This is a genomic window from Roseateles sp. (genome assembly GCF_039595595.1).
GTDB lineage: Bacteria > Pseudomonadota > Gammaproteobacteria > Burkholderiales > Burkholderiaceae_C > Roseateles.
Genome location: NZ_JBCNLG010000001.1, coordinates 153,221 through 166,939 on the forward strand (window position 1 = coordinate 153,221; position 13,719 = coordinate 166,939).

Sequence of the window (13,719 nt, forward strand, 5' to 3'; positions counted from 1 at the left end):
CCCACAAGGAAGACCCTCTTGAAGCCCATCGTCCAGCACGCGGCCCGCCTCACCCGGCCGGCCGCCACGCTGGTGGCCGCCCTGGCCGCCGCCTTCCCCGCCTTCTTTCCAGTCACCCACGCCTTCGCCCAGGAAGCCGTTCCGGCAAAGGACGCGCCGCTGCCCTCGGTGGTCGTCACCGGCTCGCGCATCCTGCGCGTCAACAGCGAAGGCCCCAGCCCGGTCACCGTGATCAAGGCCGAGGACATCGACCGGCTGGGCTACAAGAACGTCTCCGACGTGCTGAGCAACCTGACCGAGAACACCGGCTTCACGCAGGGCGAGGACTTCGGCAACACCTTCACGCCGGCGGCCAATGCGATCAGCCTGCGCGGGCTCGGCCCCAACCACACGCTGGTGCTGGTCAACGGCCGCCGCGTCGCCGACTACCCGACCGCCTATGAAGGCTCGGTCAACTTCGTCAACATCGCCAACATCCCGTCGGCGCTGATCGACCGCATCGAGGTGCTCAGCGGCGGCGCGTCGGCGGTGTATGGCTCGGACGCGATCGCGGGCGTGGTCAACATCGTGCTGAAGAAGCGCGTCGACGACATCACCGTCAACCTGCGCGCCGGCGCCACCGAGCGCGGCGGCGGCGAGAACGCGCGCGCCCAGATCACCGGCGGCTTCGATGGCGGCCGGCTGCAGGGCGTGTGGGGCGTGGAACTCAGCGGCCGCGAGCCGATCTGGAGCCGCCAGCGCGACTTCATGGCCGACACGACGCTGAGCGGCGCCGCGCCGACGGTGGTCTTCGGCCGCCGCGACGCCTCGACCGGCAAGTACCTGACGCCGGCCGACGGCTGCGCGGCGGCGGGCAGCCTCTTCGAAGGGTCGACCAGCGCGTACACCGGCAAGAGCGGCACGTACTGCGGCAGCGGCCGCGCCTCGCCGAGCTTCTGGACCACGCAGACCGGCAACCGCAGCGCGCAGGCGGCGGGCGGGCTGACCTGGTCGCTGGATCACGGGCTGGAACTGTTCGCCGAGGGCCAGTTCGGCTGGGCCCGGACCGAGAACAACACCCGCGGTCCGAGCTGGACCTCGGACGTGGTGGGCAACAGCTACTTCCGCAACGCGACGACCGGCCTGCTGGAGACCTGGACGCGGCGCTTCGCGCCCGAGGAGCTCGGCGGGGTCGACCGCTTCAACCGCAAGTGGCAGGACGCGACGCACAACGTCGTCATCGGCGCGCGCGGCGAGCTGAGCGGCAGCTGGACCTTCGAGGTCGCGGCCAACAGCTCCTACTACCTGAACCGCACGACCACGCCACGGCTGCTGTCAGGCATCGATCAGCTGCTGCTCGGCCCGCGGCTCGGCACCGACGCGGACGGGACGCTGATCTACGCCGCGGATCCGGCACGGCTGTTCCGGCCGCTGACGCCGCAGGAGATCGACGGCGTCACCGGCCGCAGCTGGACGCGCAATGCGAGCTGGAGCCAGCAGCTCAGCGCCAGCGCCAGCGGCGAGTGGTTCACGCTGCCCGGCGGCCCGGTGAAGACGGCCGTGGTGGCCGAGGCCGGCCTGCAGGGCTTCCGCAACGAAGCCGATCCGCAACTGGGCGCCGGCGTGTTCTACAACACGAGCAACTCGCCGGCGGTGCGCGGCACGCGCGACCGCCTGGCGCTGGGCGGCGAGTTGAACGCGCCGATCACCAAGCAGCTCACCGCGACGGTGGCCGCGCGGCATGATCGCTATCACTTCGCCGGCCGCAACGACGGCAGCACGACCTACAACGCGGGCCTGGAGTTCAGGCCGCTGTCCACGCTGCTGCTGCGTGCGCAGCACGCGACCAGCTTCCGTGCGCCGGACATGAATTACATCTTCGCGCAGCAGACCAAGGGCTATTACTCGTCGTCCACGGACTACTACCGCTGCGCGCAGGCGGGCCAGCCGGTGTCGAGCTGCGACTTCGCCAACGTCTCGCCAGGCTTCAACTACGTGCGCACCGGCTCGTCGGACCTGAAGTCGGAGCGTGGCCGCTCCTGGGGCCTGGGCGCGGTGTGGCAGCCGGCGGCGTCCTTCGACCTGTCGGTGGACCTGTGGAAGATCGCGATCCGCGACCTGGTCACGGATCTGAGCGCCGATGGCCTGCTGCGCACCGAGGCCGACTGCCGGGCCGGGGCCAAGGACATCCAATCGCCGACCTGCAAGGACGCGATCGACCGCATCCGCCGCAATCCCGCCGACGCGCTGGTGCGGCCGGGCGAGGTGGCCGAGATCCGCGTCAATCCGATCAACGCCTCCAACGAATCGACCTGGGGCATCGACGTCGGCACGCGCTACAGCTGGTCGCTCGAGTCCTGGGGCCGCTGGACGGTGGACGCGAAGTACACCAAGGTGAGGAACTTCAAGTACCAGCAGTTCGCCGGGGACGAGAACGCCAACATCGTGGGCACGCGCGACTTCACCGACTGGCCGAGCCGGCTCAATGCCAGCGTGAACTGGAAGATCGGCGACTGGTCGCACACGCTCTCGGCGCAGCGCAATGGACGGATTCCCGGCGAGGAGAGCGGCGCGTGGGTCGGTCCGTACTGGAACGTCAACGCCAGCACCGCCTGGCAGGTCGGCCGCAACACGCGGCTCAGCCTGATCGTCAACAACGTGTTCGACAAGATCCGCCGCGACCCGAGCGCGACCTGGCCGTACTACCCGGTGGGCTACTACCTGCCGCATGGCCGCCAGGGGTGGATCGAACTGGAACACCGCTTCGGCGCCTGATCCGATCGCCGGCTCGACCGTGCCGGCGCGGGGCCGCTCCTCACGAGGGGGCGGCCCTTTTTTCATCTTCGCGAGCGACTGCAAAGCAAAGCAGAACTTCTTCGTTCACAGCTTCTGTGCGCTTGCCTACATTGAGCGCTCCCCCAACCCCGCCATGAGAAGAATCCCGTGAACGTCATTCGCCGCTCCGTCTCGCTGCTTGCCACCGCCGCTCTGCTGGGCGGTGCGCTGATGCCCCTGGCCCAGGCGCAGGGCTCGGTCACGCTGCTCAACGTCTCCTACGACCCGACGCGTGAGCTGTACCAGGACTTCAACGCGGCCTTCGCCAAGTACTGGAAGGCCAAGACCGGCGAGACCGTGACGGTGAAGAACTCGCATGGCGGCTCGGGCAAGCAGGCGCGCTCGGTGATCGACGGCCTGGACGCGGACGTCGTGACGCTGGCGCTGGCCTACGACATCGACGCGCTGCACGACCACGGCAAGCTGGTGCCGGCCGACTGGCAGAAGCGTCTGCCGAGCAACGCTTCGCCCTACACCTCGACGATCGTGTTCCTGGTGCGCAAGGGCAATCCCAAGCAGATCAACGACTGGCCGGACCTGGCTCGCAGCGGTGTCGACGTCATCACGCCGAATCCCAAGACCTCGGGCGGCGCGCGCTGGAACTACCTGGCCGCATGGGCGTATGCGCTCAAGCAGCCGGGCGGCAACGCGGACTCGGCCAAGGCCTTCGTCAAGCGCATCTACGGCAACACGAAGGTGCTGGACTCGGGCGCGCGCGGCGCAACGACGACTTTCGTCGAGCGCGGCATCGGCGACGTGCTGATCGCGTGGGAGAACGAGGCCTACCTGGCGGTGAAGGAGCTGGGACCGGACAAGTTCCAGATCGTGACGCCGAGCCTGTCGATCCTGGCGGAGCCGCCGGTGTCGGTGGTGGACAAGACGGTGGACAAGAAGGGCACGCGCAAGGTGGCGCAGGCCTACCTGGAATACCTGTACTCGGCCGAAGGGCAGGAGATCGCGGCGAAGAACTACTACCGGCCGCGCGACGCGAAGGTCGCGGCGAAGTATGCGAAGCAGTTCGCGCCGGTGAAGCTGGTGACGATCGACGAGGTCTTCGGCGGCTGGCGCAATGCGCAGAAGACGCACTTCGACGACGGCGGCGTTTTCGACCAGATCAACGCGGCGCGCTGAGTCCTCCAGAGGACTGCGCCAACGGCATTCAAGTTTGTCTCCTCGGTCGGTCTCGGACGCGGCTCACGCGGCGTCAAAGGCATCCTGACCGTTCGCTCTGTGCGAGCAGCCCCGCTGGCAATGGCCAGTGGGGCTTTTTTTCGCCTCCCCCCTCAGATTGCCTCGGGGAGTGATCAAGTGCCGCTCCGGATGCAACGCGCTGCGGAGCGGCCCTCGGGCGCGCTCGGCGATGCCCGTATGCTCGCCGCCGTGATTCACACCCCTTCGATCCGCGCGGCGCTCACCGTCGTGCTGCTGGCCGCCTCGCTGGCCGGCCGGGCCGCGCTTGCGCAGAGCGGAGCGGCGACGCCAGCCGCGCCACTCGTCACGGTGACGAAGATCACCTGGCTCGCCTCCGATCTCTCGCCGCGCACGGGCAGCGGTCGAGCCAGCGGCGTCGCCGGCCGCGTGGTCGCCTATCTTGGCAAGCACTGGCCCGGCGTCGAGCACGAGATCCTGCTGGCCAACGCCAAACGCAGCTGGCAGATGATCGAGAACGGCGACGAGGTCTGCCGCGCCAACGTCGTCCGCACGCCCGAGCGCGAGAAGGTCGCCTACTTCATCAACACCCAGCTCACGCCGCCGCCGCAGCTCATCGTGCGGCGCGACCGCCTGTCGCATGTCCCGCGCAACGCCGCCGGCGAAGTGCTGCTGCCCAGGCTGCTGGCGGACCGCACGATGCGCGGCGCGATCGTCGATGGCCGCCGTTATGGGCAGGCGATCGATGAGCTGCTCGCCGCCCGGCCGGCCCGCAGCGCGGTCACGTTCTATTCGCCGAAGGACTTCGGCGCGCGCGTGCTGCAAATGCTCAGCCTCGATCGCGCCGACTACTCGATCGATCAGGACATGGCGCTCGTGATGGTCGGCAATCCGGCCGACCTGGTCTCCGTGCCGATCAACGGCGCCAGCGAGTTCGTGATGGCCGGCATCGCCTGTCCGCGCACCCCCTGGGGACTCGCCGCGATCCGCGGCGTCGACAAGGCCTATGGCCGGCCCGAAGGCGCCGCCGATCTGCGCGAAGGGCTCATGCACTGGCTCACGCCCGAGACCCAGGCCCACTACGCCGCCCGCTTCGACGCGTTCTATCGCGAACGCGCCAAGCCCTCCCACATCGAGCCCTGAGCGGCGAGCGGGCCGCCAGCGCTCAGGCCTGCCGCTCGACGCGATTGCGTCCGCCGTCCTTGGCGCGATAGAGCGCCTGATCCGCGCGCCCGAGCAGTTCCTCGACACGCAGGTCCTCCGGCCGCAGCGCCGTCACACCGAAGCTCGCGGTCAGCGAGGCCGGCGGCGATCCAACCTGAAGTTCCAGCCCGCTGGTCTCGATGTGATGGCGCAGCCGCTCGACCAGGTGAGCCGCGTCCTCCATCGAGGTTTGCGGCAGCAGCAGCGCGAACTCCTCGCCGCCGAGCCGTCCCAGCAGGTCCTGCTTGCGCACGATCTGTGCGCACAGCTGCACCAGGTGGCACAGCGCCGCGTCGCCGCGCGCATGGCCCAGCGTGTCGTTGATGCGCTTGAAGTGGTCCACGTCCATCATCACCAGCGCCATCTCCAGCCCGTAGCGCCGGCTGCGCGCCAGCTCCGCCTCGGCCTGCTCCAGGAAGCTGCGGCGGTTGGCCGCGCCCGTGAGCGCGTCCGTCGTCGCCAGCCGCTGAAGCTCCAGCTCCAGACGCTTGCGATCGGTGAAGTCCACCAGCGTGCTCAGCACCGACGGCGCGCCGTCGTAGTTCACCGGCACCTGCGACAGCAGGATCCACAACTCGCTGCCATCGGCCGCGAGCAGGCACAGCTCCTCGCCCTGCAGCCGGCCCTCCTGGTGGAACTTCTGCTGCATGCGGTCGCGGTCATGCGGGTCGCGGTAGAAGCTGATCGCCGGCTTGCCGACAAGGTCATCCAGCGAGCGCCCCGCGATGTCCGCCGACGGCTGGTTGGCGTAGACGATCAGCGCATCGTGATCGCGCGTCACCACCATCGGGATCGGCGCGTGATCCAGCACCGCGCGCAAGCGCTCCTCGCTGTCGGCCAGTTCGCGCGTGCGCTGCGCCACGCGGCGCTCCAGGCTGGCATTGAGTTCCTGCAGCTCGGTCACGAGCCGCGCGTTGTCCACCGCGTTGACGACGTTGGCGCACAGCAGTTCCAGGAAGCTGACCCGCGCCTCGGTGAACACGCCTGCCGCCGCCGCGTTCTCCAGATAAAGCGCGCCGACGGTCTGTCCCTGCTTGAGCAGCGGCAGCGCCAGCACCGAGCGCGGCGGGGCCGCGTGGCGCTGGAAGTAGTCCTCCATCGTCGCGAGGCCGCGCGCGTCGACGATCAGCTCACGGCGGCCATCGCGCAGCACGCGGCCCATCAGCGCCAGCGGCAGCTGTTGACCGGCTCGCTCCAGCGGCAACTGTTCGAGCAGATGCAGCTTGGGCTGCGCGCCCAGGATCGCCTCGGCCTGCAGCACCCAGCGCGTGACGCCGGCCGAACCGCTCGCGAGCACGATCGCGGCGCGCTGCGCGCCGGCGTTCTCGGCGACGACCTCCAACAGCCGGCGCAGCAGCCGCGGCAGGTCCGGCTGACTGCTGATGGCCTGCACCGCCTTCGTCAGCGTGCTGAGGTCGGCGGCATCGCCGCGGATCTCTCCCGAGGGGGCGATGCCGCTGGCTGGCACGCCGCCCGGTGCTCCCCCTGCTTCCCCGTGGCCATCGAGCGATCCCGGCATCGCCAGCGCTTCGCCCGCGAGCGCGATCACGCCCCAGTCCTTCCACGCCTGCTGCAGGCGCTGCCTCGCGTGGCCGGCGCGCGGCGGATCGCGATCGCGCCACCACGCGGCCTGCGCGCGCAGCACCGCCGCGGCATCCAGGGGCGTGCCGTGCGGACCTTGCGCCGCCTCGAGCGCGCCATCGAGCAGCCGCTCGATCTCTTCGTCCGGCGCCTGCGCGAGCATCGCCTGCTGCGCGAGCAGCAGCGCGACGCGCTCGCGCAGATGGCCCGGTCCCGCGTCCCGCCAGCGGCGCAGGCGCGTCAGCGCGTCCTCCTCGAGCGCCTGATCGCGCTCGCCGCCGGCCAGCGCGACGCGCTGCGCCGCCCATGCCGCGATGAACAGCAGCAGCGACTGCGCGTGCATGCCGCGCCCCGCGGCGAACAGGGCGCGTGCCTCCTTCGCCAGGCGCAATGCGGGCTCTGGCCGGTCGGCGACGAAATGCAGCACGGCCTGCCAGCCCTGCAGGAACATCAGTCCGGTCTGATCCTGGCGCTCGCCGTAGGTCCGCGCGAGGGCCTCCATCCCGTCGAAGCCCTCGTCGGGCAAGCGCGGACGCTGCAAGGCGAGCACGAGCTCGAGCAAGGCGTCCTCGTAGTCCGCGGCGACCGGCTGGCGCATCGCGCGCAGGCGCTGGCCGTGCGTCACGAGCTGCTGCTCGAGCGCCGGCAACGGCGTGCCGGCGAGGAAGGCATGCGCGTCGTGCACATAGAGGCCCAGGCCCGCATGCCGAAGGTTGCCGAACTCCAGCCCATTGCGATGCGTCTGCATCAGGCCATCCATGCTCACGCGCAGGCCTTGCACCCAATGGCTGAGGAAGGCGTGGAACGAGAAGCCCGCATGCGCGAAAACCTGCATCCAGCCATGGCGCTCCACGAGCGCCGTCGACATGCGTCCGAGGTCGTGCGCGAAGCGGTAGTCACCGAGGAACTCCGCGCACATCAGCCCGAGCACCGAGTACGCCGACAGCGCCTGCGGCACATGCCCGTGGTCCACCATCAGCCGCACCTGGAACAGCGTCAGCAACGGCAGCAGCGCCGGCCGCACGATGTAGGCGGCGGCGGTCATCTTGGCGGCGATGGAGATCAGCAGCAGGCGCTGCTCGTCGCGCATCGGCGCGCGCTGCGCCAGCGTGTCCAGGCCGATCGCCGCGATCTCCTGCTGCAGCGCGGCCAGCAGCGCCATCACCGAGGCCATCGGATCCGGGCCGGCGGTACTCGGCAACTGGGCGCCGAGCAGCAGGAAGAGCTCGAGCCCGAGGTCGACGGTCTCGGCGAGCCGGCCTTGCGCGTAGAAGGCCTCCATGCGCACCTCGAGCAGCCGAGCCCGCTCCGCGTTGTCGCGCGCGTCGGCGAGCGCCGACTCGAGCAGCGCATCCATGCGTGCCGGGCGGCCTGCGAGGTAGGCCATGCGCGCCGCGTGATGCAGCCAGGCGGCGCGATGCGGCGAGGTCGGCGCGAGCTCGAGCGCCAGCTCGGCGTAGTCGGCCGCGGGCTCGAACGCCGCGGCATCCATCGCCTGCCGCGAGGCCTGCGCGTTGAAGCCGGCGAGCGCCTGCCGTTCGCGCCCGTCGTGGGCATCGCGCAGCAGCATGCGCGACGCGTTCAGATGGTGCAGCGCGGTGTAGGGCAGCGGCGCGCCGGGTTGCGCGGCCAGGTGGCTGTCACGCAACAGGCGCCCGATGCGCAGCTGCAGCGCCGGCCGCTGATCGGCGGCGATGCGCTGCAGCGCCGCCTCCTGCACGCGGTCATGCGCGAAGGCATAGCGGACCGACTCGCTCGCCTGGCCTTGCAGCTGCGGCGCGTAGCGGTAAAGCGCGCTCGCCGGCACCAGCAGCTGCGCCTGCAACGCGGGCAGCAGGTCCACGGCGAGCGTCTCGGGCGCCACGTCCAGTGCGACGGCCAGGTTGTCGAGACTGAAGCCCGCGCCCAGCAGCGCGGCCACGCTCAGCGCTTGGCGCGTCGCGTCGGGCAGGCGCTCGAGCTGCTGCAGCATCAGCGCGACGACGTTGTCCGCCGTGCGCGTCGCCGCGATCCGTTCAAGCGCGTGGTCCCAGCGCTGCGCGGCCGGGTCGTAATGGATCAGGCCGCGGCGGACCAGGTCCTCCAGCAGCCGTCGCAGGAAGAAGGGATTGCCCGCCGTGCGCGTCTGGCAGAGCCGAGCCAGCTCGTCCAGGCCGTTGTCCTCGGCCTCGGGGTCGCGATGCAGGCTATCGGCGATCAGGTGGCGCGTGTCATCGAGCCCCAGCGGGCCCACGCGCAGCGGCGTGAAGCGCTCGCCCAGCTGCTGGCGCAGCTCGGTCAGCTCCTGCGCGATCGGATGCCCGGGCGGAATCTCGTTGTCGCGATAGGCGAGCACGAACAGCGTGTGCCGCAGCGTCGCGTCGTTCAGGCATTCGCGCAGCAGCCGGCGCGACGCGCGATCGGCCCATTGCCAGTCATCGAGGAACAGCGTCTGCGGCTCGCCCTCGCGCGCGAGCGCCGCGAAGCCCTGGCTGACGCTGCGCAGGAAGCGGTTCTCTGCCTCAGCCGGTCCGACGGGCACCAACGGCGCGTCGAGCGTCAGGAGCGGCGCCATCTCTGGCAGCGCCTGCGCCAGCAGCGCGGCATTCGCGCCCAGGCGCTCGCGCAGCCGCTCGCGCCATGGGGCCTGCAGGGCCATCGGCAGCGCCAGCACCAGCGCCGCACGCTGCTGCAGCAAATGCAGCAGTGGCCCATAGGGGCGGTCCTGGCCGTATTGGTTGAACTTCGCCGCCGCGAAGTGCCCCCGCTGGGCGAGCAGGCTGCGCTGCGCCGCGAGCACCAGCGCCGTCTTGCCGATGCCGGAGAAGCCGGCGACGGCCACTAGGCCCGGGCCGGCGGCATGGCCCCGCGCGGCCTCGTCGAAGGCCTGACCCAGCTGAGCCTGCGCGGACTCGCGGCCGTAGAGCCGGCCGCTCGGCTGGAAGCGCACCGCCGCATCGCCATGGCCGGCCTCGAAGCCGGGCAACGCGCGGCCCTGCCGCAGCGCCGCCTGACACAGCTGCAGATCGTGACGCAGCGCCTGATGGCTCTGATAGCGGCCTTCGGGCTCTTTGTGCAGGCAATGCGCCACCACCTGAGCCAAGGGCGCGAAGACCTGATGGTTGCGCGCCGTCGCCATCGGCGCGGCGACGGCGAGGTGCGCATGGACTGCTCGCGCAGGATCCTCGACGCTGAATGGCGGCGCGCCGGTCAGCGCCTCCAGCAGCGTGGCGCCGAGGCTGTAGAAGTCGGCGCGGTAGTCGACATCGCGGCTCATGCGGCCGGTCAGCTCCGGCGCGAGCGTCGCGAGCGAGGCCTCGATCAGCTCGGCCCGCTGCACCAGCGGGCGTTCGCGTTCGATCTCGGCGGCCAGGCCCAGGTCCGCGATCAGCGTCCGGCCTTCCTCGCGGCCAGCGCCGGGCAGCAGCAGGATCTGTCCGGGTCCGAGATTGCGATGAATCAGCCCATGGCCGTGGAGGTGTCGCAGCGCCTCGACCAGATCGAGCGCGATCTGGATCAACTCGTCGTTGTCCAAGGTGCCGCGGCGCAGGCGGTGGCGCAGCGTTTCCGCGCCGAGCGCCGGCAGCAGCAGCGCGGGGCGGCCGTCGTGCTCGATCAGGGCCGTGGGGCGAAGGACGAAAGCGGGCTCCAGGCGCTGCGCCAGCTCGTGCTCGCGGCGCAGGCGCGCGATGGCGGCGGGTTCGGCGTGGGTATCGCGCAGGCGCTTGAGCACCGCACTGCGGCCGGCGCCATCGCCGACTTGGACGACCTCGGTCCGGCGGCCCTGGTGGAGCGTCCGCTCCGTCTGCCAAGCCCCTGGATCGGCCGCCTCCCACGCTGCTCTGTCCGTCATCCCGTCCGCTCTCTGTTGTCCGCAGACTGTAACGGCAGGACACGGCGCACTTGCGCCGATTCGCCCTCAAGCGGCCCCCGAATCGGGGAGGAAGCGGAAGAAAGCGACAGTTCAGGCGCCGCCACGGACTCAACTCCCTCGCCCCCGAAGGGAGCGAGGGGGAAACGCGCACGCGAATCGCGCGGCGCAGGTGATCTTCGGCGGCTCAGCTCCCGTACTTGATCGAGCACCCGTAGGGCTTGGTGCTGGCGTGGGTCACCTTCTTGCCGGCCGCGAGCTCGCTCAGCGCGGTCTTCACATAGGGATCGGCCTTGGCGATGTCGTCGACCTTCGCCGTCGCGATGCTGTCGATGCCCCCCTTGTAGACCAGCACGCCTTGCGGATTCACGATGAACAGATGCGGCGAGGTCTGCGCGCCATAGCTCTTGCCGATCTGGCCGCTCGGATCGAGCAACACCTGCGTCGGCGCGGCGCCGCGATCCTTGTTCAGCTTGATCGCCGTCGGGCCGTCGACGTTGCCCTGCTGGCCCGGCGCCGACGAGATCACCTGCAGCCACACCACGCCCTGCGCGGTCGCTTCCTTCTGCAGCGCGGGGATGTTGCCGCTGCCGTAATGCTTCTTCACGTAGGGGCACTCGTGGTTGGTCCACTCCAGCACGACGGTCTTGCCCTTGTAGCTGTCCAGCGTCACGGTCTTGCCGTCAGCCGTGGCCGCGCTGAAGGCGGGCGCGGGCTGGTCGAGCTGCGCTTGCGCGAGCACGGGACCGGTCATCGCCATCGACGCGGCGAGCGCGGCGGTGGCCAGTACGGCGCGGCGCGACCAGGTGGCCGGCATGGAGGAAGCGGTGGTCGAAGCGTTCATCGCAGGAATCTCCAGGTTGGGGCTCGCTTCAAGGAGCGGTTCAGGGAGCGGTTCAACGGACGGCGGCCTCTCCGGCGCGCAGCGCCGAAGTGACGATGCCAGGCGTCAGCACCTGCGGCAGCACTTGCGCACTGCTGCCGGCGCCGGCGGGATAGAACAGGTACAGCGGCACGCCGCTGCGATCGTGCTGCTTGAGCAAGGCCGTGATGCGCGGATCCTGGCGCGTCCAGTCGCCCTTCAGGTAGGTCACGCCCTCGCGGGTGAAGGCCTCGCGCACCTCCTGCGTGGACAGCGCCACGCGCTCGTTGACCAGACAGGTGATGCACCAGGACGCGGTCAGATTCACGAACACCGGCTTGCCTTGCGCGCGCAGCTCCGAAAGGCGCTCTGGCGAATAGGGCTCGTGCCCCTCAGCGGCAGCGGCGATGGCCGAGTCCTTGGATGAAGACGTCTCGCCGCCATTCATCGCCGGCAACGAGGGCACCAGCGCGACAGCACCGATGACCGCTGCCAGCGCGGCGCCCGCCCCCGTCCAGCGCCATTGGGCCGATGCATGGCGGCTCACCATGCGAACCCAGGCGGCCAGCGCGATCAACACCATGCCGGAGAGCACGATCAGCACGCCCAACGGTCCGGCCTGCTGCGCGAGCACCCACACGAGCCAGATCGCCGCCGCGAACATCGGGAAGGCGAGGGCCTGCTTGAGCACCTCCATCCACGGGCCAGGACGCGGCATGCGGCGCTGCAGCGCGGGCCAGCAGGCCAGAGCCAGATAGGGCAGCGCCAGGCCGAATCCCAGCGACAGGAACACCGCCATCAACTGCGGCCCCGGCTGCGCCAGCGCGAAAGCCATCGCCGCGCCCATGAAGGGCGCGGTGCAAGGCGTGGCCACGACCGTCGCGAGCACGCCGGTGAAGAAACTGCCGGCCAGACCGGGCCTGCTGGCCAGGCTTTGCCCGATGCCGGCGAAACCGCCACCGATCTGCAGATGGCCGGCCAGCGACAGGCCGAGCACGAACAGCAGCCAGGCGAGCAACAACACGAATACCGGGGAATGAAACTGGAAGCCCCAGCCGATGCTGCCGCCGGCGCTGCGCAAGGCGAGCAGCACCGCGCCCAGGGCGGCGAAGGCGATCAGCACGCCGGCGGTGTAGGCCACCCCTTGGCGCCGGTGCTCGCTCGCACTGCCTTGCAGGAAGCCGAGCGCCTTGATCGCGAGCACCGGAAATACGCACGGCATCAGATTCAGGATCAGGCCGCCGATCAAGGCCAGACCCATCGCGGTCCACAGGCCGAGCGCGGAAGCATTCGCGTTCGCTGGCTCAGGCGCCGGCGATGGCGCGTTCCCGTTGAGCACCGGCATGCGGACTTCCCAGGCCTGGCCGTCGACGAGCAGCAACCCCTCGAGCACTTGTCCGGCCGGCGCAGGCTGTTCGCCGACGGGCATGCGAAGGCGCCATGCATCGCCGTCGCGATCGAGCCGTGGCTTTGCCGCGTGCTGGATGCGGCCCCAGTCATTGGGCATGAACAGCGCTTGTCTCGCCTGCGCGGTCGCAGCGACGGGCCAGCTGACGACGAGCTCCTTTCCATCGACGCGAGCGGACGCATCGAAGCTTGCCTTCGCGGGCAATGAGGACAGCGCTGTGGACAACGTCGCCGCATCCGGGGAAGGCGTTGCCGAGGCGGCCACCGGCAATGACAGGGCGAGCGTCGCTTGTTGCGGGATGCATTCCTCGCGACAGACGAGCCAGTTCGCTTCGGCGGTGAGGGCGACGGAGGTGCCAGGGGTCAGGCTATCGGGGAGGTGGATCTCGGTGAGCAGGAGGACTTGCGCTTCGTAGCCGTAGTTGGTGATGGGGCCGACGTCGAAGCGTTTGGGTGCGGGCCAGTGGATGTCGCTGGCGGTGATGTTCTTTGGGAGTTGCCAGTCGATGCTTGTGGGCTGTCCTGAGTCGCCGGGATTTTTCCAGTAGGTGTGCCAGTGAGGCGCGATGCGTTGCTCGAGGGCGACCAGGACGGTTTGTCCGGGCGAGACCTGCGAGGACGCGCTGATGAGGCGGACTTCGACTTCGTCGGTCGATGCGCGATCTGAGGGTGACGCAGGGGCGGGCAGCGCGACGCCGATGCCCAGGCCGAGGCACGCGATGGCGGCGATGGGTCGCAGGCGGGACGGATCGAAGCGCGGCATGGCGGCGATGCTAGGGAATGGTTGAAGCGCTCACAAGGCGTCGTTTCCTTGTTTCCTTACTTCGTGGATTCGAAGAAACCGTAAGCGCCG

The 13,719-nt window shown here is 70.0% G+C and carries 6 protein-coding genes; 3 read left to right on the forward strand and 3 right to left on the reverse strand.

Features of this window, described 5'->3' with window-relative positions; translation table 11 throughout:
• Window positions 1-18 precede the first annotated feature (18 nt).
• From ABDW61_RS00690 to ABDW61_RS00700, 3 genes are all read left to right on the forward strand, one after another.
• On the forward strand, window positions 19-2,754 hold the full coding sequence (locus ABDW61_RS00690) for a TonB-dependent receptor (protein ID WP_343635175.1): 2,736 nt from the start codon (window positions 19-21) through the stop codon (window positions 2,752-2,754).
• Window positions 2,755-2,985: 231 nt separating this feature from the next.
• Entirely contained in the window at window positions 2,986-3,945 is a 960-nt protein-coding gene (locus ABDW61_RS00695; RefSeq protein WP_343635962.1) for a sulfate ABC transporter substrate-binding protein, read from the forward strand.
• A gap of 249 nt (window positions 3,946-4,194) precedes the next feature.
• Window positions 4,195-5,106, forward strand: coding sequence for a TIGR02285 family protein (locus ABDW61_RS00700; protein ID WP_343635177.1), 912 nt, complete (start codon window positions 4,195-4,197; stop codon window positions 5,104-5,106).
• A gap of 22 nt (window positions 5,107-5,128) precedes the next feature.
• Here ABDW61_RS00700 and ABDW61_RS00705 read toward each other — a convergent pair whose 3' ends face one another.
• The 3 genes from ABDW61_RS00705 to ABDW61_RS00715 all read right to left on the reverse strand — a co-directional run bounded on the left by ABDW61_RS00705 (window position 5,129) and on the right by ABDW61_RS00715 (window position 13,629).
• Window positions 5,129-10,579 carry a diguanylate cyclase gene (locus tag ABDW61_RS00705; RefSeq protein ID WP_343635179.1) on the reverse strand — a complete coding sequence of 1,817 codons (5,451 nt, stop codon included), beginning with the start codon at window positions 10,577-10,579 and terminating at the stop codon, window positions 5,129-5,131.
• A gap of 205 nt (window positions 10,580-10,784) precedes the next feature.
• Window positions 10,785-11,441, reverse strand: coding sequence for a redoxin domain-containing protein (locus ABDW61_RS00710; protein WP_343635181.1), 657 nt, complete (start codon window positions 11,439-11,441; stop codon window positions 10,785-10,787).
• Window positions 11,442-11,493: 52 nt separating this feature from the next.
• Window positions 11,494-13,629 carry a protein-disulfide reductase DsbD domain-containing protein gene (locus ABDW61_RS00715; RefSeq protein ID WP_343635183.1) on the reverse strand — a complete coding sequence of 712 codons (2,136 nt, stop codon included), beginning with the start codon at window positions 13,627-13,629 and terminating at the stop codon, window positions 11,494-11,496.
• Window positions 13,630-13,719: the final 90 nt, after the last annotated feature.